This is a genomic window from Mycobacterium sp. 4D054 (assembly GCF_052245755.1).
GTDB lineage: Bacteria > Actinomycetota > Actinomycetes > Mycobacteriales > Mycobacteriaceae > Mycobacterium.
Map to the genome: position 1 here is coordinate 1 of NZ_JBQQCF010000041.1, position 24,108 is coordinate 24,108.

The following is a 24,108-nucleotide window of genomic DNA, read 5'->3' on the forward strand; positions in this document are numbered from 1 at the left end:
ACAGTCGTCACCATGACGACCACCGCGTCGCCGCGACGATTACCCCGTCACAATGCAGACCGACCCCCGAAATCACGTCTGCATCCACAGTGACGCCATCGTCTGCATCCTGAGCGACGGCCAACACGGCTGCCCCGGCGACGGTGCCGGTGTTAGGAGCGATGACGAACAGGCTCGCGTCCGGGTCATCCAACATTGCGACATCGAAGGGTTCGATGCTGAGTTCGTCGACGGCGCTGAGGCGGTCCAGATGCTCGGTGGCGCTGAGCCCGAGACGCACCCACGGCGTCACGGCCTTGGAGACGGTGATCGCCACACTGTCGCGCATACGGCTGTTGAAGGTCAGCACCCGCTGCATCGGGTCGGACAGCATGGGGTGCGGGCACAGCGCGGCGGCAGTCATCCACGATGGGGTGGCTTGCAGCGACAACTGTGTGCTCGCACCCCCGTCTTCGTCATCCTCGATGCCGAGGTTTTCGACGGCTTCGAGCACCCACGGCATGCCCTGGCTGTTTCCCTGCGGGCTGGCCGCGTAGAGCAAGCACGCCAAGGGACGGCTGGCCGTGGACTCCCACAGTCCGCCGGCGGCGACCGTTTGTCCGCTCGACGCACCGCCAAAGCCCACACCGGATGTCGCGAGCATGGTTTCAGCGACTGTCAAAGCTTCGTCGGCGGACGTGATGGACATGGTTGGGTCACTGACCATGGAGCGCACGCCCTCGGGCCAGACGAGGGTCTTTTCTGGCCGCAGGTCGATGACGCCTGTCGGGCCTAAACCGCGGCGCATCAACACCAGCTCGGCGAGGTCTTCCTTGCTCGATACCGCGACCAATGGGCCCGGATGCATGACAGCGGCGGGGGCCAGTAGGCGGCGGGTCTTACCGGTACGAGTGGGGGCGCTGATCGCTAAATGCGGTGCACCCATGACCCTTTCGTGGAGCCCGTCGTCGTTTACGACCAGGCCGCAATAGGGGCTGTAGGGCTCGGGCCGCTTACTCATGAGGTCATGGTGGCGGGGATGGGGCGCGCGAGTCCACCACCAGAGCCCGATTGGTACTCAAGTTGTCCGAGGCCTGGAAAGCGGGGGTGCAGCCAGGTGGAGCCGGGTTAGAGCCCCACGTCGTCGTGCTCGATCGAGTGGGCGGGATCGTCGATCGCGTTGGCCGGCACGCTCCAGCCCAGGGCGATCTGACGGCGCTGGGCTGCTCGGACGGCGCGCGCGGCGATGTCGTGCTGGGTGAGGACCTGGCGCCATTCCTCGCCGAGGTGAGCGCGGCCCAGGCGGTCGGCCATAGTGACCGCCGGCACGGGGTCAAGGAGCGGGTCTGCGGGTGCGGACGTCGCGGTCGTGAGAGTGGTGCTCCACGGCAATGAATGGGTGAGCAGGCGCAGCGCTGAGGAGCCGGCGCCGCGGCTGGTTTCCGGATCGAGCAGGATGATGCGAGCGTTGGACGCGGCGGCGTGGCGGGCGATATCTGCGAGCTGGTGCGGCTCGGCGGCACCGGGGTCATCGACCACGACGATGGCTCCTGCTGGAAGCGCCCACTGTTGGTCGCTGACCTGCTGATGTGCATGGCTGACCGTGGTGATGGTGTCGGCCAGCTCGGCCTCGTGGGCGGGTGCTGCCCCGACCTCGGCGGTCGAGAGCCACAGCACTTTGCGGTCGTTGGCGTTGGCGGTGGTGCGCAGGGTGTACAGCGAAGCTGCGGTTTCGCGGTCTGTGATGTCGGCCCGTACGACGCTGATCCGATATGGCTGTGCGGCAAATGCTTTGAGTCGATCTGCGGTGTGTGGCTCGTGGCCCGCTAGGGCCGCCTCGGGGATGACGAGGGGTGTGCGGGTGAGGTCGACGTCGCTGGCGACCTGGAGCAGGGCCACCTCGGAGCGCGCCGATTCGAGCAAGCGTTCGAGAGTGTCGGAGGTGGCGGTCTGGGCCGCGGCGAAGGCGGTCGCGACGTCGCGCTCAGCGCGCTCGAGGTCGCGGCGCAGCTCCTGCCGCCGCTCGCGTAGCTGCGCGCGGGTGGCTAGGTCCACGCGCTCGGCGTCGCCACGCGCGGCGAGGATGTCGTGCTCGGTGATGATCTTGTGTCCGCCGGCGGCCGCGGTGCGCTCTGCTTGCGCGCGGGCGAGGGCCTGCTGGAACTGCAGTGACGGCGGCTCGTCCGGGAGCAGCTCGGTGTAGAACCCGACATGCTGTCGGGCTGAGGCGATGTCGAGTTCGTCGGCGTCGGGGTTGGCCAGCAGAAGGTCGAGCTGAGCGCGGGCATGCTCGACCAGCCGCAGGTTGTCGTTGTAGGCGGCGTCGGCATCGGCCCACTGCTCAATGACCGCGGTGACAGCATGGGCATATGGTCGATCGGCGTCGACCTGGCGGCGCATCCGCGCCAGCTCGTCGGCCGCAGCGCGCATAGCCGGGCCGTTTCCTGCCCGAATTTCTGCGTCCAGGATTTTGATTGTTGCGCAGACTTCGCGGTATTCCTGTTGCAGCGTGCTGACCAATTCCATGGTGATGCCCAATTCCGGTACGGGGCGGTTTGCTGTGAAGTCTTCGAATTGCAAAGTCCCCAATTCTTCGGACGCGTATTCGAAGGAATCGTCGGGCGCAGCGATGTCGAAGAAGTCGTCGAAGGGCGGGGCCTCGTCGGTCTCGGCGAAGGGGCTTTCCGGATCGGGCGGAAAGAGTGCTTCATCGTCGGGGTGTGGTGGGGCGTCCTCCGGCGTGGGCAGGTCCTCGATGTCGATGCCAAGACGGGCGTGCAAGCGATGGGTGAACGCATCGACGGTGTAGGTGATGAGGCGCGCGTAATCACCGGGCGGGATCGGGCGGTCGTCGTCGTGTGCGGCGTCGGCGAGCTGCTCGGCGGCGACGTGGAGCAGGTCGCGCGGCGTCCACTTCTGCGGGTCCGCAGCGCTGATCGCGGCCACCAGGCCGGGCCAGGCGGGGTCGGAGGTGATGGTCTCGGCGAGCGCAGTGCCGAACACGACGTCGATGTCGGTCACCCAGGGCGGGCGTAGCCGCGAATGGGTGGTGGCCAGGGTCGCGGTCGGAGACAGCGCGCCGGCGATGCGCCACCACAGCGCCGCGGCGGGCAGCTCGTCGGGCAGCGGCCCTTGGCGGGCGGCAGTGGTGATGATCTGGCGCAGGTCGGGTGTGGTGCGTGCGGCCTGGACCAGCTGGGCGGCCAGTTGCGGCCAATATGCGTCCGAGCGCAGCCGCGGGTCGATGGAGTCGATCAGGTCGTTCCAGCGGGTGGTGTCGGCGCTGCGTCGACCGATGTCGGCGGAGGCTTGGCGCTGCAGCGCGGCCTGGACGCCGCGGGTGCGCACCGGGAATTGGCGGGCACCGGTGAGGCGGGTGTCGGCCGCGTCGACCCCGGTGCAGGCGCGGAACACCGCGATTTCGGCGGTCAGCACGGGGTTGACGGTGATCAGGGGGCGTGCCCAGGCGGGCGCGGTGGCGTTGGTCCACGCGCGCGCGCGCGTGCGGATCTCGGTGGCCAGTCCCTCCACCAGCTCCTCGCGTCGGGCCAGATAGGTGCCCCACTGTGGATCGTCGGCCAGGGCCTGGGGGATCGCGGGCAGCCAGCGCAGCACCCCGATGCCGGCCGAGTGGGTGCCGGCGGGGTCGATGCGGTGATCCAGGACCGCGGCCGGGTCGGCGGCGTCGGCGACACTGCCCTTGGCCAGCGCCTCGGTGAGCAGCTCGCGCGGGTCGGCTCCGCGAAGGGCGAGGATGGACAGGTTGCGGCGTAGCACCGGCCAGGCTTCGCGCTGGCTGAGCTGGGGGATGATCTCGTCGGCCATTGCATCGAGGCGGTCGCGGGCGCCGACGCCGAGGCGGTTCTCGGCGGCCGCGCCGAGTGCGTCGTAGTACATGTCGGCTGCGGCCTGCAGTCGCGCGGCGGGGTCGGCGGCTTGGCGGGCGGCGGTGGTGGCCGAGACTTGGGCGCCGTCGCGGGCCAGCGTCCGGGTCAGGACGTCGACTGCGGTGTCGGGGTGGGTGGCCTTGGGGGAGAGCAGCCGGTGCGGGTCGCCCTCGGCGGTGGACAGGTACAGGTGGTTTTCGTCGGCGCCGCGGGTCATAGCGACGTAGAGGTGCTGGCGGGTCAGCATGTCGGAGCCGACGATGTGGCAGGTGCCCCGGGTGGCGCGCCCGCCGGCGGTCAGTCCCTGTGCGGAGTCGATGGTGGCCGCGTAGCCGAGTGTGACGTGTTGGGCGATGTAGTCCGCGGGCAGCGTGACGATGCGTCCGCTGCGCAGATGGCGGGCTTTCACGCCGCCCTCGGGCAGGACTTCGGTGATGGTGTAGCGGTAGCCGTTGCGCACGAAATCGTTGCGACCGAACGCGATTCGACGGTTGTTTTTGCGGGTGCGGATGGTGTCTCCGACGCTGGCGTGGAGTTGATCGGCCAGCACCACAGAGGGTGCGTTCGCCACGTCCGGGTCGGCGGCGAGGCGGTCGGTGCGGGCGCGGGCGTTGAGCTCGTTGATGACGTCGTTGGTCGGCGCGAGCAGGATGGAATCCCCGCCAGCGGCAAGGTCAGCGCGCCACGCGTGATAGGCCATGTCGGCGGCGGTCTCGTCGGTGCCAACATGGATGCGGTGATGGTCGATGTAGAAGCCGATTCCGGCTGGATCGGCGTCGTGCAATGCCAGTCCGGCCGCGGCCTCGGCGGGCGATTTGAACCGCACCACTTCGCTCAAGGTGAGAGCGTCGGTGGCCTCGGCGATGTCACGCAGAACACCGCCGGCCGAGATCGACGAGAGCTGCCCGTCGTCACCGACCAGGCGCACGCTGGCACCCTTGCGCAGCGCGTCGGTGATCATCGCGTCCAGCCCGGCAGTTGCGGCCTTGCCGGCCTCGTCGACCACGATCAGCGTGTCGGGTCCAACCTGGGTGAACCAGTCGGGCACACGTGATGTCGTGGGCTTGGCCGGATCGGCCGACCAGACGTATTTGTCGAGGGTGTCGGTGACCGCGCCCAGGTCTTCGCCGAGGACGATCGCCGCGTCGGCGGTGGGGGCCAATCCGATGACGTGTCCGCCCGAGTTGCGCCATGCATGAGCAAGCGCTGCCATAGCCGTGGTTTTGCCGGTTCCGGCCGGGGCGAGCGCGAGTGCGACACGGCGCCCCGCGGTCGCCATTTCCGAGACCAGAGCGGCCTGGCCGGGGTTGAGTGTGCGTCCGCGCGCAGCCGAATCAGCCAGGGCCATTTCGACATCTGTCGCATGTGCGACACGGCCGTCGCTGCGGTGCACCGCGTCCAGAATCCGGCGCTCGGCGGCGAGTGTTTCGCGGCTGGTGTACGCCTCGACGCCGTGGCGGCGGTAGACGCTGGCACCGTCGCGGCGACGCAGCGCGACCGGCTCGCCCAGCTCGGCGTCAGCGACGCGGGCGTGCGGTACCGAGAACACGTCTCCGAGGGCGGTATCGCTGAGCCTTTCGACTAATGCGACATCGTGCGCCACGTCGTGGGCGCGGGCCATGCGCAGTGCTTCGGCGCGCACGTGGTGGCGCTGCCAGGTGGCCCGTGTTTCGGCGACGGTGGCGATGAGTTCGCCAGCGCGCGACGCGATCCATTCCTCGTCGATGGTGACGGTCTCGCGGGTGGTCTTCGGTGCGGCCAACGTGTCGGCCAACATCTGGCTCACGCCGTGGTGTCCGAGGACCTCGACAGCTTGGGTGCGCCACACGTGGCGCTGCTCGGCCAGCGAGCGCGGCTCATGCTTGGCTTCGCGCGATTCCAGCGTCGCTTGCTGAGCCAGGGAGATGATCTCCACGTTGGTCGGTTCGCGGCCGTGGTCGGCCTGGAACTGCTTGGCCAGCTCGGCGGTGCGGGCTTTGATCGCCGCGCGCCGGCTCGACCACCGCGCCATCAATTCCGCAGATATGCCGGCGATTTCGCGCACCGGTCGCTTGCCGCGCCCGCGCGATTCTTCGACGAACCGAACACCCAGGCTGGCGATCAAGTGGGCTTCCAGTCGGGTGTTGTACAACTCCGACGCGGCGACGGTGACGCGGTGCAGTGGTTGACCGTCCAACGCGAGCCAGCGGCGCACGCCGTTGGCGTCGACGTAGGACACTTTGTTCGAGATCGCGACGTGGGTGTGCAGATCCGGATCCCCGGCCCGGGAATCGCGGTGGGTGAACGCCGCGGCGATGAGTCCTTCGGTGTCGACCTGGGCGACGCCGCCAGCGCCGGTGCGGGTGAATGCGGCCTGATCCTGCAGCCACTCCAGCACATCGGCCACGGCCGCATCGTGGGCTGCTTCGATCTGCTCGGACACCTGCAACGGGGCGATGGCCCACAGCGCGGATACCGATTTCACCGGCGAGAACGTCAGGTCGTATCCGGCGACGGCGGTGGTCTTTGCGCGGGTGTTGCGGGCGATGAACCCGGACAGTTCCCGGTCGTCGGCAGGCGGGCGGCCGTACTCTTCGCCGAACAGCTCCACGGCCACGCGAGTGCGGATTTGCGCACGGTCCTCGGGGGTGATGGTGGCGTTCCAGTGCGCACCGATCTCGGCGTTGTGGTCACGGAAGGCGACTGCCAGGCGGCGCGCGAACTCCGGTTCGCCGTCGCGGACTGCGAACTCGCGCCCGAGCCGGCTGGCCGCGCGCTGGCTGCCCATGTTGCGGCCGGTGACGTAGTTCTGAATGCGCTCGGCGTTGGGGTGCAGACCTACCCCGTAGAGGGCGCGCATCTGGGCTTCGCCGACCCCAGAGCCTTCCTCGACCGTCCAAATCTCTTCGCGGACAGCGGCACTGACCTTGCAGCGGCCGGTGTCTGACAGTGCTGCCAGGCCGCGGCCCATCCAGCGGCCCGGCGATTCGCCTTTGGCGGAGTAGTAGTCGGCCAGGGTGGAGCGGCCCCGTTCGGTGCTGTCGGCGGCCGCGACCTGCCGCACCAGGTACAGGTATCCGTCCCCGGCGGTCAGCTTGTGCAGCGTCATCACCATGTCGCGCACGCCGGTGTCCGCATGCGCCGCACGCTACGAAGTCGGGGGTTGGCGAAGCCACCACCAAACCGGAGGTTCTTAGAAAAGTCTTAGACGGCCGGTACTGGCGCAGGGGTCGTATTCATTCGGGGTGAATACGCCCTCACGCTGGTCGGCATGTAGCGCCGGGTATTGCTCTGTTCGCTTCTCACCTCTCCTGGACCAGCACGTGAGGTGCGTCCTTCATGCCTCCTGCGTTGGTCTGACCACGTCGCGGGTTTGTTGCTTTGGTGGGCCACCAGCTGGCTTCGCGTAGGAGTGTGGCGATGGCGGGCACGGTGAGGGTGCGCACGAGGAAGGTGTCGAGCAGCAGCCCGAAGCCGATGATGAGGCCGGCTTGGATCATGATGGCGACTGAGCCGACCATGAGGCCGAACATGCTGGCGGCGAATATCAGGCCAGCGGAGGTGATGACGGCTCCGGTGTTTGCCACGGTGCGCAGGACGCCGACGCGGATGTTGGTTCCGGATTCTTCGCGGAGCCGTGAGACGAGCAGCATGTTGTAGTCGGCGCCGACGGCGACGAGGATGATGAACGCCAGCAGCGGTACGGGCCAGGCGATTTCGTGGCCCAGTCCCCATTGGAAGACCACAACGCCGATGCCGAGCGAGGCGAGGTAGTTCAGCACGACGGTGCCTAGTAGGTAGAGGGGTGCCAGGAGTGCGCGCAGCAGTAGGACCAGGATGACGCCGACGATGATTATGGTGGCGATGGCCAGTTGTGCGAAGTCGGCCCATAGGAGTCGTTGGATATCGGAGTTGACGGCGGGGAAGCCGGCGACGGACACGGTGGCGTCGGCGAGTGACGTGTTGGGTCGTGCGGTGTTGGCGGTGTCGGTGATGCGGCTGGCGAGGTCCATCGCTTCAACGCTGTATGGGTCGTGGCTGCTTTCGATCATGAACCGCGCTGTTTTGCCGTCCGGTGAGAGGAATTGTTCGGCGACGTCGGTGAATTGCCGGTTCTCGAATGCGTTGGCGGGCAGGTAGAAACCGCTCGAGGAGTCGGAGTCGGCCGCTGCGCGTGAAGAGTTTTGCAGTTGGGTGGCGATCTGGCTCATGCCGGACAGCATTTCGATGTTGCTGTCGGCGAGGGTGCGGACGCCGGTGGCGAGTGCTTGGGCGCCGGAGGCCAGCTGTCCGATTCCGTCCTGCAATCGGCGGAGGTTGGTGGCGAGGTCGGCGGGGTCACCGAGGGCTCCGAATGCCTTGTCCAGCGAGGCGACTGCGTTTTGGACGTTGGCGAGGGTGCCACCGACTGTGGCATTGGTGGCGGGATCGTAGCGGTCCCCGAGGTCGGCGATCTGGGTGAAGAATCCGCTGTCGCGCAGAGTGACCAGGATCTTCACCTGGTCGCGGATTTGGGCGCATTGCGGGGTGGTGGCACACCACGGTGAGGTGTTGAGGGCGCCGACGAGTGGGTCGAGCTGGGTGATTGCGTTTTGGGCTTGGTTGGCCAGCGGTCGTAGTCCTGGGCCGGATTGGATGGCTTGGTCGACGGCGGGGGCAGTGGCGGAAAGCTGTTGCAGCAGTGGCCGGAATTGGTTGACCTGAGTTCCTGCGGATTGGGCTTGGGTGAGGATTCCGGCCAGTGGTGTGAGGGCGGTGCGCACGGTGCTGTCGAGTTGGGCGAGGCCGTCGGCGAGCTGGTCGGCGCCGCCGGTGAGTTTGGCGAGGTCGTCTTTGCGTGAGTTGCCCTCGGCGACCGCGCCGGCCATTTTGTCGCCGATCTGGCCGTTCTGCCAGGCCAGTTCTGCTTGGTCGAGGCGCTCTCCGGTGGGGCGGGTGACTCCGGAAACTTTGGTGACGCCGGGGATCTGGGAGACGCGGGAGGCCATCTCGTCGAGGTCGGCCAGTCCTTTCCCGGTCCGCATGTCGGTCGGGTTTTCCACGACGAGGAATTCGCTGATGACGACGTCTTTGCGGAAGTGGCGGTCCAGCAGGTGGTAGCCCTGGTTGCTGGCTGTGGTGTCTGGTTGTCCCTTGCGGTCGTCGTAGCTGATTTTGATGGTTGCAGCGGCTGCTGATAGGGCGAGCAGGATGACCAGGCTGACGATGAGTAGTGGCACGGGACGGCGGACCACGGCGACGGCGACGCTGTTCCAGTAGCGGCGGGTGCGGTCGGGTTTGGGTTCACCGATGCCGCGTTTGGCGGCTAGCGACAGCACGGGTGGCAGCAGGGTGACGGTGGCCAGAAATCCGAACAGCACGGCGATGGCGCACGCGGGGCCTAGGGCGGCGAAGACGCTGAGCCGCGCGAAGACCATGGCCAGGAACGCGAGTGCGACGGTGGCGGCGGAGGCGAGGATGACGCGCCCGATGCTGGCGGTGGCGTGGATGATGGCCTGATCGGCGGGTACTTGGGCGCGGCGCTGCTCGTGGTATCGGCTGATCAGGAACACGGTGTAGTCGGTTCCGGCGCCGAGCAGGATCGCCGTCATGAAGGCGACGGTGAACTGGGAGACCGGCATGCCCATCTCGCCGAGGGCGGACAGCACGCCGCGCCCGACTGCCAGGCTCAACCCGATTACCAGCAGCGGTAACAGCGCGGTGAACACCGACCGGTAGACGATCAGCAGGATCAGGGCGATCACGCCAGCGGTGGCGATTGAGATCAGCAGCAGGTCGTGCTCAGCGGAGGCGATCATGTCGCTGAAGGTCGCCGGTGGTCCCGTCACTTGCACGGTCGTGGTTGAGTCGGTGAACACCTCCGCGGCGATGTCGCGCACCGCGTTGACGGATTCTGCGGCCGTGGGGTCTCCGAGGGTGCCGGCGACGCCGACGGGCAGGTACCAGGCTTTGCGGTCGACGCTGACCGCCTGGGCTTCGGTAATCGGATCGGCCAGTAGGTCTTGCACCAGCAGGACGTGGTCGCCTTCGGTCTGCAACCGGCTCACGAGTTCGCCGTAGCGCTGCCGTGCAGTCGGAGTCAACCCATTGGGGTCTTCCATGGCGACAAACACCATGGTTTTCGAGCCTTCTTCGCCGAACGCGGCGCTCATGCGGTCAACCGTCTGCAAGGACGGCGCATCGCGAGGAATGAGGTCCACCGACTGTTGGCGCACCACGGTTTCCAGCTGGGGAAACAGCAGCGCGAGAACCACCGCGGCGCCCAGCCATACCCCGATGACCAGCGCTTTGTGCCGGAGGGTGAATCGGGCTAGCGCTGCCAACCGTTCGCTGTACTCGCGGGTGTCGGCCGGGTCGGGGGATCCGTTGGCGCGCCGACCAGAACGCGTGGCCTGGCTTGGGGAATCTGCAGTGCCGTCGGTCACTAGACCTCCACTGGTAGCGTAGCGATACTGTCGGTATCGCTACGCTACCGCATGTAGTGCACGTGGTGGCGGCCGCTATCGAGTAGGCCCGCGGCCGCGGTCACAGTAGGCAGAGGAATGGTCGAACACTCAGTTGGCTTCTGGAAGCCAAGGCCGACGCTGTTCAGTCGACGACACTGGCCTTGGATGTCGTTCAGGGTCTTGCTGTTGCTGGTCCTCGACGTTGACATCGAATGCACGGACGGCCACATCGCGTAGCGGGGCCGCGGGCCGCTACCTGTGGGGTCGGGCTTCGGTTGTGGCCGACTGGTCCGTGTTCTGCAGCAGCACGTAATTGCCGAGGCTGCCCAGGAAACCTGCGCAGTGCTGAACGAGTTCATCGGTGGTGAACTCGAGTTCTCCGTCGAGTCGGCGGCGCAAGACTTCGAATAGCCCTCCCACGCCCAAGGTCGAAGCCAAATGGGCAACCCCAACGGCGGAGTCGGCGATGTCGAGGTGGAGTCTGGCTTCGCGCAAGACGAGGTCGGTGAAACCCGCCATCAGTTCGCTGCGTAGCTCTCGGAGCAGCGGCTCGGTTGCAGATTCCACGAACAGGATCCGACCCAGCCGAGGGTCGTTGTCGATCATGCTGACCAGCCTGCGGATCGGCGCGTACGCCAGCACCTCCGGTGGCTCGCCGGCATCGGGGATCGCGTCGACTATCACCTCCTGGAAGGTGGCATAGAGCTGCTGGTAGACAGCCCGCAGGAGGGCGTCTCGGCCGGAGAAGTGCTGGTAGAAGTAGCGTGACGTGACGCCTGATTCAGCGCAGACGGCAGTCACAGTGGCGGCGGCAACACCGCGCGTGCCGATCAACTCGGTTGCGGCCTCGATGAGACGGGTGCGCCGGTTCCGGTGACGCTCCTCGGCGGACATCCCGCTATACACCCGCGCCGAAACCACGTGGATAGCTTGCCATCTAATTCTGACAAGGCTTAGAGTCAGATTGCCAGCGTGCCTTTGACGAACGGGAGAACAACATGAGCGACGATTCGTCCACACGGCCCACCACGCGGGTCGTCCCGAAGCCCCGCCGTGTTCGATTCGACATGCCTGCCGGGACCAGTCGGCAGCACTTCGTCGATGGCGACTTGGTGATGAGCCACTTTGTGTCCACCTTGTCGGCCACGTTCCCCGAAGGGGAAGACTTCTTCATCCGGTCAGTCCGCGAGTACCGGGACCACATCAGCGACGCTGACCTCAAGGAGGCGGTCAAGGGATTCATTGCACAAGAGGCCACCCACCGACACCAGCATCAGCTGCTCAACGATCGGCTCCAAGCGATGGGCTATCCCACCGAGGGGATCGATCGGCATATCAAGAAGTTGGTTGGCCGACTTGAGAAGCGTTTTTCTCCCACGATGCGCCTGGCTGTGACGGCCGCCCTGGAGCACTATACGGCGACATTCGCCGAAATCATTCTCACCAGCGACGAAGCTCAAGAACTCATCGGCTACACCGAAGTGCGGCCTATTCTGCTCTGGCACGCACTGGAAGAATGCGAGCACAAGGCCGTCGCTTTCGATGTCTATGAGACGGTCGGTGGAAGCGAACGCACCAGGGTCTGGGGGATGCGGATCGCCAGCCTCCTCTTGTTCAGCGAGTTGGTCATCCAGACCACCCGCTCTCTGGCCGGTGACCGTGCCGCCTACAACCCGGTGCGGTTGCTGCGCAGCCTTCGAGCCTTCCGGCATAACCCGCTATTCAGCTCAGCAGCAATTGAGCGCTTTCGTTCCTACACCCGCGGCGGATTTCATCCCGACGACTGGGACAGCGCAGAAATCCTCGAACGCTGGACCAAGGAACTCTTCGACGCCGATGGTGGCCAACAAGTGCGTAGCAGCGTCTAGCTCGACCAGAGCCTGTCGCGGTCTATTCGGCGTGCCGAAAGGCGTTGTGAGGGCCTCCTCTTAGTCATAGGCAGCGTTTCAATAACCTTGGTGGGGCCCACTTTTACTGGCCGCTCGACGCTGCCCGATCACGGCGGGGGCTGGAGGATGCTTCGGCCGAGGAACTCGGTGACGGCGGAGCTGAAGGCGTCGTTGTCGTCGCCGGCGATCATGTGTCCGGTACCGGATACGTCGACGGTCTCGGCGTGGGGAACCAGTTGCTGGAACTCGTCGACGGTGGCTTGGGAGACCACGTCGGACAACAGGCCCCTTACGAGAAGTGTTGGGGCGCTGACCCGTCGGGCTCCGTCGATCAGCAGGTGGCTGATCGCGTCGAATTGCTCCGTTCCCGTGGTCGATTCGTCGCGGAGGAAGTCGAAGTTGGAGTGAATGAATGCCGGGTCCCACCGCCAGATCCAGCGGCCGTCGTGACGCTGCCGTAGCACCTTGCGCAGGCCGTCGACGTTGGCCGGGCGCGAGCGATGGGGGTTGTACGCGGCGATCACCTCGGCGGCGTCGGTGAGGGTGCCAAAGCCGTCGGGATGTGCGGCCATGAACGTCACTACGCGACGAGCGCCCTGGAATTCAAGCCGCGGGGTGACGTCGACCAGGACAACCGCCGCCCACAACGCCCCGGATGTCAACAGATGCGTGCCGAGCACGGTCATGCCCCCAAGGGATGCACCTACGACGGCAGGGGCGATATCCGCGCTGAAGTGCTCACGCACGGCGAGCAGATCGGTCGCGAGTCGCTCGAGGTCGTACCTGCCGGCGGGGTCCCAGTCGCTGTCGCCGTGACCGCGGGTGTCGTAGGCGACGACTGTGTATCCGCATGCGTGGAGGCGACGCGCTGAAGTGCTCCACGCGTGCCGGTTCTGGCCGCCGCCGTGCAGGAGCAGCACGACGGGACGGGCGTCATCGTGGTCGTAGCAGTCGGCGGCCAGGGTGATCCCGTCCTGGGTTCGGACCCGATGCTGCACGGCGGAGGTCATGACAAATTCCTGGCGAGATCGGAGTCCGCCCGAAGCGTGCGACCGGCTACAAGCGCCTTCATTGTGCGTTGCCCGCGGCGTTCACGATCGTGACCGTGCCCTGGGCTACGCAGACGGCTTTGTCGCCGTTGCTGATGTCGATGCGCGCTACTCCGCTGCGCTTGCCCAGTGACACGATGTCGGTGACGGCGACACACACACCGGTGGACACGGGTCGCAGCAGGTTCAGCTTGAATTCGGTGGTGGCGACCCATGATCCGGCCGGAATGACGGGGTAGAACACGACTCCGAGACAGTGGTCGACCATCGCCGATAGACATCCGCCGTGCAGGGTGCCAAAGGGTGTGAGCAGTTCGGCGCGGGTTTCCATCTCTGCCACCAGCCGACCGGCGGCGAGTTCGGTGTGCCGAAAGTTCAGGAACGTCGACAGTCCACCGGCTGTGGTCGCCGATCTGAGCAGCTGGTCGGCGATCTGCTCATCGAAGTGCGCGAATGTCATTGCCACCACCATGCCCCTTTCTCCTGTCCGGCCATGGGTTCAATCACCGTTCGAGCCTGCGAATCGTTTGAGCATGTCGCCGAATGCGCCGAGGTCGACGGCGCGGCGGAGTGCTCGACATCGACGGCGATGAACCTGGCCGTCGCGGTGAAGCACACGACGCGTCGTCGAAGAGGGGCACGGGCTAGACCGGTGTGGTCCAAGTGATGGGCAGCGATGTGTAGCCCCGGATCGGCCCGGACCGCAGCCGCCGCGCCGATTCAAGATCGACCTCCCAGTCAGGCACCCGGTCCAACAATGCATCCAGAGCGATGCGGGCCTCCATCCGCGCCAGCGCCGCACCCAGACAGAAGTGAATGCCGCGACCGAAGGCGACCTGGTGCTCACTGGTGCGCTCGATGTCGAACACGTCCGGATCGGGGAAGGCACGCTCGTCGCGGTTGGCCGACCCGAACAACAGCAGCACCTTCTCACCTTGACGCATCGTCGTGTCGTGCAGGGTGACGTCGCGGGTCAGGGTTCGTGAAAGTCCCTGTGCAGGTGAGTCGTAACGCAGCAACTCTTCCACCGCAGGCCCCAACAGTGTTCGATCGGCGGCTAGGCGTCGGCGGGTTTGCCGATGCTGGGCCAGCACGACCGCGGAGTTCCCCAGCAGATTGGTGGTGGTCTCGTAGCCCGCGACGAGCAGCAGCGCGCAGAAGCCGAGGACTTCCTCGTCGGTCAGTCCGATCCCGTCGACTGTGGCGTTGGCCAACGCCGACATCAGGTCCTCGCGGGGGTTCTTGCGGCGGTCGGCGAGGAAGTCGGTGAAGTAGGCGTAGATCGCGGCGGCGGCGGTCAGTGCGTCGGTGGTTTGTCCGTGGTTGACGTCGACCTGGACCAGTTGGCTCGACCACAATCGGAACTGATCACGATCGGTGGCGGGAACGCCCAGCAGATCGGCGATCACCGCGGCGGGCAGGATCGCGGCGAAGTCGGTCACGAAGTCCGCCGATCCGGAACCCTCGTCGAGGCGCTCGAACAACTCCGCGGCCATCTGTGTGATGGCGCCCTGCAGCCCGGCCACCCGCCGGGGAGTGAACGCCCGGCTGACCAGGGCACGCAACTGGTCGTGGCGCGGAGGGTCCATCACGATCATCATCGGCAGGAACGAACCGATGAAGTCCGATCCCGGCGGGGTGGGGAAGATGCCGTCCACCGAGGAGTACGTGCCGTGATCCAGTGCTGCGGCCTGGACATCGGCGTGGCGGCTCAACACCCAGGTATGGGATTCCTCGGCGCGGTACACCGGAGCCGCGTCACGCAATAACCGATACGTCGGATAGGGGTCGTTGAGGATCGAGGCGTCGAACGGGTCGTAACGAATCTGCACCGAGACCACAAGACCTCCTACCACCAAAGTAACGACGGTTTAGACTGGCAGTCTAAACCGGCCGAACGGGACAGGTGGGGCAAATGCGCAAGATTCCACGTCAGATCTCTGACCGGCTTCCCGCCGCGGCGGACTTGTTCGCCGAGAAGGGGCTCAACGACTCCAAGATCGAAGACGTCGCCGCGGTGACCGGTGTGCCGAAAGCGACGCTGTACTACTACTTCGCCGGCAAAGAGGACATCCTTGCCTTCCTGCTCGAAGACCTCCTCAAGGACATCTCCGATGCCGTGACCGCGATCGTGCACACCGACGGCTCCGGTGCCGAACGCCTCGCACTTGTCATCCGCGCACAACTGCGGGCAATGGCGCAGCGGCCAGCGGTATGCCGGGCACTCATCGGCGAACTGGGACGAGCGGCCCGCATGCCTGCCATCGCCGAGATGATCAATACCGCCTACCAACAACCCGTTGAAACTCTGCTCATCGAAGGAGCCCGCGACGGATCCCTCGTCGCCCAGCCCGATGCACGATCGACGTCCATTGCGCTGTTCGGCGCGGTCACCATCAATGCACTCATGTACCTGGTCACCGAGAACCACCTCGACGAGACGGTGGTCGCCAGCACCCTCAGCGCCGTCATGTTCGACGGCCTGCGCCCGCGCACAGGAGACCAGTCATGAGCACCTACGGCCTGTCGGTTCTCGGCGCGGATTTGAAGTCACTGGCCCAGACCGCCCAGGCCGCCGACGCGGCCGGGTTCGACGCCGTATGGGCCTCGGAGTTCTACTCCCGGTCCGGATCGATCTCCATGGCCGCGATGGCCAACAGCACACAGAACTGCCGGATCGGTTCCTCCATTCTCTACGGCGTCGGCCGAAGCCCCCTGGTGCTGGCCACCGAGGCGCGTGATCTCGACGAACTCTCCAACGGACGGCTGGTACTCGGAATCGGCAACGGCACCAAACGGATGATGAGCGACTGGCACGGCGTGCCCGACACCTCCGCGCCCGCGCTGCGGATGGAAGAACTCGTGATGCTGCTGCGCCGGATCTGGAACCTGCATGAAGGGCCGATCCATCACGAGGGCCGTTTCTACAGAATGAATCTCACCCCGACCGGCGACGTGGGACCCCCCAGCCGGCCGATCCCGATCGTCACTGCCGGTGTCCGGCCCCGGATGTGCGAGGCGGCCGGGCGGGTGGCCGACGGCCTGGCCGGACATCCCCTGTTCACCACCACCTACGTCGAGGAGATCGTCCGGCCCGCTATCGCCCGGGGTGCCGCGCACACCGGCCGCGACCCCAATGACGTGGAAATCATTTCCATGGTGATGTGCGCCATCCACGACGACGCCGAGGTCGCCAGGCGCGAACTGGCGCAGCAGATTGCGTTCTACTCCTCGGTCAAATCCTACGAGACGGTACTCGATGTGAACGGATTCGCCAGCGAAGGCCGAACCATCCGGGAAGCATTCGCCCAGCGCGATTTCCCGGCGATGTTCGCCGCGGTGTCCGACGAGATGATCGACACCATGGGCGTCGCCGGGACGGCACACGAAGTCCGTGAACAACTGAGACGCTACGACGGCGTCCTCGACCACATCATGCTGTATTCACCATCGGTCGGCATCGCTGCGGAACGCGTGCAGCAAAACCTCGACAGCATCATCGGGGAATGCTCGCCCGCCTCGATGTCGCCAGGGCAGTCCGGTCCACGTTCAACCTGATCCACGCATTGCCGCCCACGTCGACCCGTCGCCGCGTCCGCGGCCGCATCAGTGGCTCTGCCGCGCCGACCCCGCCGATGATTGCGTGGCGCTGTTGACGATGTTGGCGTCGTCGGTGTCGGGGAGGTCATGGCGGACCACGCGAACCCGTCCTTGAGGTAGGCAGGCCATGTAGCCGTGGCGCATGCCGTAGAGTTCCCACGCTGTCTGTTCAGTGTCGGGATCGACATCGATGCGATGTCCGCGCGAGAAGCTCAGGTGTAGTCCTCCATCGTCGCTAGAACAGGCCTGGGTGCACACTGCGCCGGCGAGGTTCAGCAGTGGGCGTTCGTGGGTCGCGATCCTGAGGGGGTCAATGCGCACCGCCTCGATGGGGTAGGTGCCGACGGCCGGAAGGGTCAATAGCAGGGGGCAGGAGATGACGATTTCGTTGTAGTCATCGAAATCCAGAACCAGGCCGCCATGCAGCGAGAGGCGTTGTACGACAAGGTTTTCGATCCATTGGGTGTACATGGCAGTCTCTTTTCGACGCATCGTTGAGCCGTATCCCCAAAGAGTACGCTAAGTAGCGCTGCGATACCAGTAGTATCGTTATCGGTTGGCGGTGGGCCGAGCAGCGTTGGTCACGACGCGCCTGGTGGCTCGGTCAATGCGGTCGCGGGTGTCGGCGGCTGTCGCGCGGTCGCCGCTGAAGGCCACGAGGTTGGCCAACCAGATGTCGGAGATGACCCCAGCGACGTGCAGATCGGCGGGGGTGGGTTCGCCGCCCCTGAGCGTGCGGGCTAGCAGGATCTGGATCTCATCGGCCGCGCGGTCGAGTTCCGCGGCGGCGCGGGTGTCTGCGACGGCGAAGGCCCGTGTCATGGCCGTCGTCAGCCATGGGTCGCGCTGCCAGCGGTCATGCAGATGTGCGGTGAGCCGTTCGAGCCGTTCCAGCGGTGTGCCCTCACCACCCGCCCAGTCGCCGGCCGAGTCGAGTCGACGGAACTCGCGCGTCAGCGCTGCTACCAGCAAGTGGGTTTTCGCCGGGAAATAGCGGTAAAGCGTGCCGACGGCGATGCCGACCCGCTCGGCAACCGTCCGCATCTGAACCGCCTCGTAACCACCGGCCGCGGCCACGGCCAAAGCTGCATCCAGAATCGTTTCCCGGCGCCGTGCGGAGGCGCGTGAACGCGACGCGTTAGCGGCCCGCTTCTCTGCAGCGACCGAGTTCGCTTCCGAAGGCAGGGTTTTCCCGCGGCTGCGCGCCTGAGGGAAAGTCATGACGGCCCCGGGTCCAGACCGCCGCGGCGCGAGAACTGCTCCAGAAGATCGCCGAAAGCGCTGACATCGCCGTGTGCGGCGAAGTGCTCAGGGCTGACGACAATGAACACTGCACTGGCGGTGAAGCGGGCGATCCCACCCTCACCCGTGCCTGTCGCCGTGACATGCAGCGCCCGCCCTTCACGAGAGACGATGTGGGCAGTAATCCGGTGGGTCTGATGCAGCGGCACCGGCCGCAAATATTCGACCGTCAGGGTGCGGGTCACCGCCGGGGTGCCGGCGATCCACAACGTGAAGCCCAGGACGTCATCACATGCGGCGGCCACTGCCCCGCCGTGAGCCAGGCCCGGGGCCCCGATATGCCGCTCGTCGAACCTCACATCGGTGTACACCGCGTCGCCGCTGCGATGCACCACTAGCCGCAGTCCGTGAGGGTTGTCCGGGCCGCAACCCATGCAGGTCGTGGTGTGCGAGGGCAGCCGCTCCGGCGGCAACACGCTTTTGGGCACCATCACCCCCCAATACGATCGGTTTCGCTGCGCTACCGTTAGTACCACACTGCTAGACTGCCAGGACAACATCGCGTGAAAATCGACCGCCCGAGGTGAATGAGTGAGCAACAGTCAGTCAGCGCCAGTCCCTGACGATGACGTGGACCCGCGGCGCATCCGGTCACGCACCCGGCTGCTGGATGCTGCGGCAACGCTACTGAGCACCGGTGGGGTGGAAGCGGTCACTATCGATGCCGTCACCAAAGCATCCAAAGTGGCCCGAACCACGCTGTACCGCCACTTCCACAGTTCGTCGCATCTGCTCGCAGCCACGTTCGAACGCCTACTTCCGCAAGTGACCACTCCGGCACCGACCAGCGGACCCCTCCGTGAGCAGCTGATCGAATTGCTCAGCCGCCAAGCCGCACTCTTCAACGACGCACCGCTGCATGTCACGACACTCGCGTGGCTCTCATTGGGGCCCACCGGCTCCACTAACGAAGCGGATGAGCGCCACACATCCGGGGCGCTACGGGCCCGAGTCGTTGACCAGTACCGTCAACCATTTGACGCCATACTCACCAGCCCGAGAGCACAAGCCGAACTCGACGACTTCGACCGGGAACTGGCGCTCTGCCAACTCGTCGGACCACTCGCCTTCGCCCGAATGACCGGGCTTCGCACCATCACTCACAATGACTGCGCGAACATCGTCGATGACTTCCTCGCCGCCCACCGCAAGACCGATAGCGACGCCAAAGAGTCGAAGATCGCCACCAAGAAGACGGGCCGCCCCGCGCGCTTAGCTCGCTAGGCACAACGAAATCACAGCGTCCAGCCGGCTGGTCTTCGGGCCCTTTTCGCCTTCTCGCAAATCGCGTCGGCGATGGCATCGAAGGACCGTTCGTCGCCATCATCGGCGAGGCCGTGCGCGCAGATTCCATGGGCATCCGCGTGACGATTCGTGCCGGCAAAGTGAGTGCACCACCTCAGTGTTCGGACCGCCGTTTCCCGCGTTGAGAACTCTTCCCCCTACGTCCGTGAGGTGTCTCGCGGGCAACCCCTCGCATCCGCGGTCTCGCAATCCTTGGGACGCGGGGTGTCTGCGCCGCGGATCTTTATCCGGATATCGTCCGTCGTTAAGTGATCGTGCTTATTGGCAGAGGGGTCGAATTCCGAGTGGGGTGAATGCCCAAATCAGAGGTCTGTTCGAGGGCGAGTTTGTTCGCTGCGTCGCAAGCGCTGGCTGTCGGTGTCTCTTGATAAGACTGTTGCGAGCTGACTGCGTACCTGTGGTCAACAGGCAGGAGGATCCGATGTACTTCAAGGTCACGGTCACTGGTGACGCCAACCGCTATCCCACGTGGGCCTTGTACGGCGACAACCATGAGATGGTCGCCTGGGCAGGCGAAGGCTTCGAATCGCAAGCCAACGCCACCAGAGCGGCAAATGCCTTCAAGTCCGGCGGGTCCGCAGCACGGTATGAGACATTCCAGGACGTCGGCGGAAGCTGGCGGTGGCGCGCATGGCGGTCGAGTGACAAAGTTGCCGCCTCAGGTGAGTCGTTCGCCAGCTCTTACAACGCGGAGCGCGCCGCCGAGAACGTGCGGGCGAACGCGCCGTATGCGACTGGGCCCTGAGCTGCGTACATGGGTGACAATGACGATCTGAAGTTGAATCCACGGTTCCTGCGGCGAGCAGCGGAACAGGTGCGCGACTTTGAGCGGGCGTTCAGCGCCCTGCTCGAGCTGTGTCAGTTCACCGCTGGGCTTCGGGCGATGGCTGGTCCCGACCTGCCTGACGAGGTACTTGCCGGCTACGCCAGTCTGCCCGCCGTGACACCGAGATCTGATGTGTCAGACGACGAATGGGTGGCGGCGAAGGGCCGCTGCTCACGGACAGCTGGCCGTATTGCGCATCTTCCCGACATCACCGGTGTGCGGATATCCCGCCCGGGATTCGGCGGTCCGGTTAACCCGTTCGAGATGTGGATAACTGTCACCCAGCCGCACTCGCTCGTACAGCCGGACGACATCCTCGCCGCGTCCGAACACACCATCGGCATCCTTGAATCGATGGTCGACCGTGTCGATGTCACCGGCGACATCAGCATCGAGGATATGCACCCTTTGGTCTGGGGCGCGGCTCGAGGCCAATGGCGCATCGAGTTGTACCGCGAAGCGGTGTCATCCGCCGTGGGCGCTGTCATCGACCACGTCCGCCAGCTCACCGGAAGGACTGACCTCGACGACAAGGACGTTTTCACGCAGGCCTTCTCGCAGAGTCCACCCAAGGCTGGTGCTCCGCGATTGCGCTGGCTCGGAGGTAATCAAGACCAGACCGTCATATCGATGAACCGCGGCTTGTTGAGTTTCTCGACGGGCGTCCATGCTGCGATCCGAAACCCAACCACCCACGACCGGACGCAGCTATCGGCGCAGGAGGCCGCCGAGAGGCTCGCCGCTTTAAGCCTTCTGGCGACTTGGGTGGAGAAGTGCAGGCTCGACAGCGTCGACGCCACGCAGTGAACAATCACTCGCGAGAACTCAAGCGCTGGAACCGCCGCCGCGAAATCCATCTGAGGCACAGCGATACGGTCAGCGGGCTCTTTCGGCGATGTAGGCGGTCCAGTCGCGGGCAGCAAGTCTGGCCCAGTCGGCGGCGTTTTTGTCGGTGAGCCCGAGCAGTTCGGCCAGGACTGGTGCGGGCATGTCGCCGGAGAGGTGGAAGAGGGTCGCTTTGCGGTTCTCGTAGGGCTTGATCCCGATGGCGACGAGCTGGGAGCGGATGTTCTCGGTGGCGAGGTGCGCTGCAGGGTTGCCGCCGCGGAACAGCCAGCCGGTTCCGCGTGAGGCGTAGAGGCTTTTGCCGCGGTGCTCGAGGTGCTCACGGATGAGGTCGTCGAGGAGCGGCGGCATCTGGACTGGAATCTTGCTGAAGGTGACGTGCACGGCCCGGTCGTCGGTGATCGCGACCTGACTGGTGCGCATGGCGACGATGCGTGAAAGCGGCTGTGCGAACAGCAATGTGAGCAGGCCCGCAATTCGTGTATAACGGCGCACGGTCGTGTCGTGCAGCAGACGCTCTACGGCCGCCCACCGCTGCGTATCGGAGACGGTTACTGAGGGCGGTGACTGCGGGACGTCGGGGACTCGGAGTTTGGTGTTGGTGCGGGATTGGCGTAGCCAGACGATGAAGGCGTACTCATGGTTCAGCATCCTGCCGACGTGTTCTTGGTAGCGCTCCAACAGATCCTGGGTCGCGGTCGCCGCACTGGCGTCATGGCGGGCGAGGAAGCCCACGAACTCGATCGCGACGCGGATGCGCCGTCGACACGCATCGGCCATCGACTTGGTCAACCGGTCTTCACGGGCGGCCTTGCGCATTCCTCGCAGCACCTGCCAGTGCGCGAATCGGCGAATCAAGGCGGCGTCCTCGGCGGGCAGTTCGGCGACGATGTCTTCGATCCAGGGCAGCATCCGTTCGATGCGGATGTCGAACGGTTCCAGGACACCGACCGCGACGAGAAGACTGCGAAGGTAGTCGTGGGCACGATCCGAGGGCAGGGTGCGGAAGGTGTCGTGGCTGATGTCGACCGCGCCGCAAGCCATCTGCCCGAGAAGTTGGGGGCCGATGCCAGGTTTCTTGCGCAGCCACCACAGCCCTGTTTGTGGGCGTTCGGAGTTCACCAGCTCGTCGAAGACCGGCCGCAATTGGCGGTGAATCTGGCCGGTCGTCGGGTCGGCGAGCAAGTCGCTGAGGCGTTCACGCAGGAAGCATCGCGCGCACCGATTGTGCCCGTAGGGATGGTCTTCGCGCCCGCATTCGCGGCACCCGAAGATCGACTCGACACCGGCACATGACGCGCACACCACCGTCTCGCCGCGTCGCCATGCCAGCGGCCGCACGACATGGCAGCCCGGACAGGTTTCGGGGTGGTAGTGCCGCCTGCGACGGCAGCCGACACAAATGCGACACCCATGCGTCAGCCGGGTCAGGTAGTTGGTGCTTGCGCACTCCCAGCAGGCTCGTCGATTCACTCGTTGTCGCCGGGGCGGCGGATCCTGGCGCGGATCGGCCGCAGGTCGCCGATCCCGGACCCGCTGTCGTTGACTGCGGGTGCCTCGCGGATCTGTTCTTGGGCGAGCTCGAACAGATCGTTGGGGGTGCACGCCAGGATGTCGCACAGCGCCGCCAGCAGGTCGAGATTGATGCGCTGTGGAGGCTTGGTAGCGATCCGGTGAACCATCTGTCGGGAGATCTCCACGCCACGTTCGTGCAGCGGTGCGACGAGGTCGGTGGTGGCGAACATGCCGTTCTCGGCCATCAGGCGGCGCAGGTTCCACCGGAGGACGGTTCTAGTGCTCATCCTGGCTCCCTTCAGTCGTCGCGGATCCGTAGACGCGGCGCAGCGCCGCCTGCAACGTTTTGGTCTTGAAGTCGTTGGACACCGAGGTGTAAATCGCGGTGGTCGAGGCGTAAGAATGTCCGACCTGCTCGGTAACGAACCGTTCCGGGTAACCGAACTCGATCAGGTGGGTCACATAGGAGTGCCGCAGGCAGTGCAGGGTGAGGTCTTGAGGCAGACCGGCCTGCGCCCGCAAGTAGGCGAATCGCTTGTCCATTTGCTTGGTCGCCACCCGCTGCCGACGCTCAGTCAGCCACAACTCTTGACGGCTGCCGGGACTCAGAAGCGGCCGGGCTTGATCGACCCATTGGCGCAGTCCGTCGATCACCCAGTCGAACTCGGGAACGGCCAGCACCGTGCGACGCCGAGGGGCGCTGCCGCGGCTGGACTTGGCATACCGGACGTGGACGGCGCCGAACGTTCCCCACGCCGGCATCCGCGGGTTGGGACGCAGGTCGGCCACGTCGAGGTAGCACAGCTCTCGACGGCGTAACCCGAAGGCGTAGGCCGTCTTGATCATCTGCGCGTCGCGCAACGCCGCCAACGCGCCTTTGCGACCCGAACGCGCAATGATGTCCACTCGATCGGCAAGGAACGCGAACAACGTTTCCACCTCGTCGTAGGTGAACGGCCGGCGGGCGGGCTTGCCCTCGTATTCGACCAGATGCGCCGCGGTGTTGAAGTCATGGCAGACCTGCGACGGGATCCTTTCGAACCGCTGCTCGCACTGCGAGATCCAGCCATAACGGCCATCGAGTAGGTAGTCACAAAACAACCGCAGCGTCATGTGGTAGCCGCGAATTGTCGAGGGCGCCTTGCGGTTGTTTCCCGACATCAGAGCCGCCGTGAAGTCCTCGACATCGCCGGCCGTCCAATCCCACGGATGCGTCTCGGCGAACGCAGCGAACCGTCGCACGAACGCCAATCGCGATTCGATCGTGGCCTCGGCAAGCAGCCGGGACTTCTGCTGGCGTCGCCACCCCGACAGCATCGCTTCAAAGACCGCGGACGGTTCATCAAGATGGACCACGCCCGCGGCGAGAACGAGGTGCGCCGAACCTGGAACGCTCAACTGAAGGCCTCCAGACGGTCAACTCACAGTTGTCAATGTCAACGGCAAGTTACCACGATCTGGGCCGAAATCGCTCATCAGCACAAA

The 24,108-nt window shown here is 65.6% G+C and carries 19 protein-coding genes; 6 read left to right on the forward strand and 13 right to left on the reverse strand.

The features are described from left to right. Positions 1-7: 7 nt before the first annotated feature. The 4 genes from ACTWP6_RS23340 to ACTWP6_RS23355 form a co-directional block, all read right to left on the reverse strand. Entirely contained in the window at positions 8-1,000 is a 993-nt protein-coding gene (locus ACTWP6_RS23340; RefSeq protein ID WP_443188913.1) for a hypothetical protein, read from the reverse strand. Positions 1,001-1,107: 107 nt separating this feature from the next. Next, positions 1,108-6,960: a MobF family relaxase gene (gene mobF, locus ACTWP6_RS23345; RefSeq protein WP_443188922.1), complete on the reverse strand. Its 5,853-nt coding sequence runs from the start codon at positions 6,958-6,960 to the stop codon at positions 1,108-1,110. 187 nt (positions 6,961-7,147) lie between these two features. Beyond that, positions 7,148-10,270 carry an MMPL/RND family transporter gene (locus tag ACTWP6_RS23350; protein WP_030133881.1) on the reverse strand — a complete coding sequence of 1,041 codons (3,123 nt, stop codon included), beginning with the start codon at positions 10,268-10,270 and terminating at the stop codon, positions 7,148-7,150. Between the two features lie 273 nt (positions 10,271-10,543). Further along, positions 10,544-11,185 carry a TetR/AcrR family transcriptional regulator gene (locus ACTWP6_RS23355; RefSeq protein ID WP_011777634.1) on the reverse strand — a complete coding sequence of 214 codons (642 nt, stop codon included), beginning with the start codon at positions 11,183-11,185 and terminating at the stop codon, positions 10,544-10,546. Positions 11,186-11,289: 104 nt separating this feature from the next. Between ACTWP6_RS23355 and ACTWP6_RS23360 the strand changes: the two genes are divergently transcribed. Continuing rightward, the gene (locus tag ACTWP6_RS23360; protein ID WP_013470992.1) at positions 11,290-12,159 is read left to right on the forward strand and encodes a metal-dependent hydrolase; all 870 of its coding nucleotides are present in this window, start codon (positions 11,290-11,292) and stop codon (positions 12,157-12,159) included. 128 nt (positions 12,160-12,287) lie between these two features. On the opposite strand, the gene ACTWP6_RS23365 is transcribed toward ACTWP6_RS23360, so the two are convergent. From ACTWP6_RS23365 to ACTWP6_RS23375, 3 genes are all read right to left on the reverse strand, one after another. Next, complete coding sequence (locus ACTWP6_RS23365) at positions 12,288-13,190, reverse strand: alpha/beta fold hydrolase (RefSeq protein ID WP_013470993.1); 903 nt, start codon at positions 13,188-13,190, stop codon at positions 12,288-12,290. 58 nt (positions 13,191-13,248) lie between these two features. Then, positions 13,249-13,689, reverse strand: a complete 441-nt coding sequence (locus ACTWP6_RS23370) for a PaaI family thioesterase (protein WP_030133884.1) — start codon at positions 13,687-13,689, stop codon at positions 13,249-13,251. A gap of 184 nt (positions 13,690-13,873) precedes the next feature. Beyond that, entirely contained in the window at positions 13,874-15,070 is a 1,197-nt protein-coding gene (locus ACTWP6_RS23375; RefSeq protein ID WP_032698085.1) for a cytochrome P450, read from the reverse strand. A 74-nt stretch (positions 15,071-15,144) separates the two neighbouring features. On the opposite strand from ACTWP6_RS23375, the gene ACTWP6_RS23380 reads away from it, so the two are divergent. Beyond that, the gene (locus tag ACTWP6_RS23380; protein WP_013470996.1) at positions 15,145-15,741 is read left to right on the forward strand and encodes a TetR/AcrR family transcriptional regulator; all 597 of its coding nucleotides are present in this window, start codon (positions 15,145-15,147) and stop codon (positions 15,739-15,741) included. Then, positions 15,738-16,787, forward strand: coding sequence for an LLM class flavin-dependent oxidoreductase (locus tag ACTWP6_RS23385; RefSeq protein ID WP_013470997.1), 1,050 nt, complete (start codon positions 15,738-15,740; stop codon positions 16,785-16,787). Before ACTWP6_RS23380 ends, ACTWP6_RS23385 begins: the two co-directional genes overlap by 4 nt. 48 nt (positions 16,788-16,835) lie before the next feature. Here ACTWP6_RS23385 and ACTWP6_RS23390 read toward each other — a convergent pair whose 3' ends face one another. The 3 genes from ACTWP6_RS23390 to ACTWP6_RS23400 all read right to left on the reverse strand — a co-directional run bounded on the left by ACTWP6_RS23390 (position 16,836) and on the right by ACTWP6_RS23400 (position 18,562). After that, positions 16,836-17,300, reverse strand: a complete 465-nt coding sequence (locus ACTWP6_RS23390) for a DUF6188 family protein (protein ID WP_013470998.1) — start codon at positions 17,298-17,300, stop codon at positions 16,836-16,838. A gap of 78 nt (positions 17,301-17,378) precedes the next feature. Further along, complete coding sequence (locus ACTWP6_RS23395; RefSeq protein ID WP_030133888.1) at positions 17,379-18,050, reverse strand: TetR family transcriptional regulator; 672 nt, start codon at positions 18,048-18,050, stop codon at positions 17,379-17,381. Beyond that, the gene (locus tag ACTWP6_RS23400) at positions 18,047-18,562 is read right to left on the reverse strand and encodes a PaaI family thioesterase (RefSeq protein WP_013471000.1); all 516 of its coding nucleotides are present in this window, start codon (positions 18,560-18,562) and stop codon (positions 18,047-18,049) included. Before ACTWP6_RS23400 ends, ACTWP6_RS23395 begins: the two co-directional genes overlap by 4 nt. 100 nt (positions 18,563-18,662) lie before the next feature. Between ACTWP6_RS23400 and ACTWP6_RS23405 the strand changes: the two genes are divergently transcribed. From ACTWP6_RS23405 to ACTWP6_RS23415, 3 genes are all read left to right on the forward strand, one after another. After that, a complete protein-coding gene (locus tag ACTWP6_RS23405; RefSeq protein WP_013471001.1) occupies positions 18,663-19,355 on the forward strand; it encodes a TetR/AcrR family transcriptional regulator in 693 nt (230 codons plus the stop codon). A gap of 502 nt (positions 19,356-19,857) precedes the next feature. Continuing rightward, on the forward strand, positions 19,858-20,181 hold the full coding sequence (locus tag ACTWP6_RS23410) for a YegP family protein (protein WP_030133890.1): 324 nt from the start codon (positions 19,858-19,860) through the stop codon (positions 20,179-20,181). Positions 20,182-20,190: 9 nt separating this feature from the next. Next, positions 20,191-21,069, forward strand: coding sequence for a TIGR02391 family protein (locus ACTWP6_RS23415; protein ID WP_050597092.1), 879 nt, complete (start codon positions 20,191-20,193; stop codon positions 21,067-21,069). A 69-nt stretch (positions 21,070-21,138) separates the two neighbouring features. On the opposite strand, the gene ACTWP6_RS23420 is transcribed toward ACTWP6_RS23415, so the two are convergent. From ACTWP6_RS23420 to ACTWP6_RS23430, 3 genes are all read right to left on the reverse strand, one after another. Continuing rightward, positions 21,139-22,449 (reverse strand): hypothetical protein, encoded by a 1,311-nt coding sequence (locus ACTWP6_RS23420; protein ID WP_030133892.1) that lies wholly within the window; start codon positions 22,447-22,449, stop codon positions 21,139-21,141. A 128-nt stretch (positions 22,450-22,577) separates the two neighbouring features. After that, a complete protein-coding gene (locus tag ACTWP6_RS23425) occupies positions 22,578-22,910 on the reverse strand; it encodes a helix-turn-helix domain-containing protein (RefSeq protein ID WP_030133893.1) in 333 nt (110 codons plus the stop codon). Continuing rightward, positions 22,900-24,021 (reverse strand): tyrosine-type recombinase/integrase, encoded by a 1,122-nt coding sequence (locus tag ACTWP6_RS23430; protein WP_030133894.1) that lies wholly within the window; start codon positions 24,019-24,021, stop codon positions 22,900-22,902. Before ACTWP6_RS23430 ends, ACTWP6_RS23425 begins: the two co-directional genes overlap by 11 nt. Positions 24,022-24,108: the final 87 nt, after the last annotated feature.

Bases quoted from the DNA above. Each gene is read 5' to 3' on its own strand.
- ACTWP6_RS23400 (WP_013471000.1), bottom strand. From the start codon at position 18,562: ATGGTGCCCAAAAGCGTGTTGCCGCCGGAGCGGCTGCCCTCGCACACC.
- ACTWP6_RS23365 (WP_013470993.1), bottom strand. From the start codon at position 13,190: ATGACCTCCGCCGTGCAGCATCGGGTCCGAACCCAGGACGGGATCACC.
- ACTWP6_RS23355 (WP_011777634.1), bottom strand. From the start codon at position 11,185: ATGTCCGCCGAGGAGCGTCACCGGAACCGGCGCACCCGTCTCATCGAG.
- ACTWP6_RS23390 (WP_013470998.1), bottom strand. From the start codon at position 17,300: ATGTACACCCAATGGATCGAAAACCTTGTCGTACAACGCCTCTCGCTG.
- ACTWP6_RS23380 (WP_013470996.1), top strand. From the start codon at position 15,145: ATGCGCAAGATTCCACGTCAGATCTCTGACCGGCTTCCCGCCGCGGCG.
- ACTWP6_RS23425 (WP_030133893.1), bottom strand. From the start codon at position 22,910: ATGAGCACTAGAACCGTCCTCCGGTGGAACCTGCGCCGCCTGATGGCC.
- ACTWP6_RS23360 (WP_013470992.1), top strand. From the start codon at position 11,290: ATGAGCGACGATTCGTCCACACGGCCCACCACGCGGGTCGTCCCGAAG.
- ACTWP6_RS23385 (WP_013470997.1), top strand. From the start codon at position 15,738: ATGAGCACCTACGGCCTGTCGGTTCTCGGCGCGGATTTGAAGTCACTG.
- ACTWP6_RS23340 (WP_443188913.1), bottom strand. From the start codon at position 1,000: ATGAGTAAGCGGCCCGAGCCCTACAGCCCCTATTGCGGCCTGGTCGTA.
- ACTWP6_RS23395 (WP_030133888.1), bottom strand. From the start codon at position 18,050: ATGACTTTCCCTCAGGCGCGCAGCCGCGGGAAAACCCTGCCTTCGGAA.
- ACTWP6_RS23370 (WP_030133884.1), bottom strand. From the start codon at position 13,689: ATGACATTCGCGCACTTCGATGAGCAGATCGCCGACCAGCTGCTCAGA.
- ACTWP6_RS23410 (WP_030133890.1), top strand. From the start codon at position 19,858: ATGTACTTCAAGGTCACGGTCACTGGTGACGCCAACCGCTATCCCACG.
- ACTWP6_RS23415 (WP_050597092.1), top strand. From the start codon at position 20,191: ATGGGTGACAATGACGATCTGAAGTTGAATCCACGGTTCCTGCGGCGA.
- mobF (WP_443188922.1), bottom strand. From the start codon at position 6,960: ATGGTGATGACGCTGCACAAGCTGACCGCCGGGGACGGATACCTGTAC.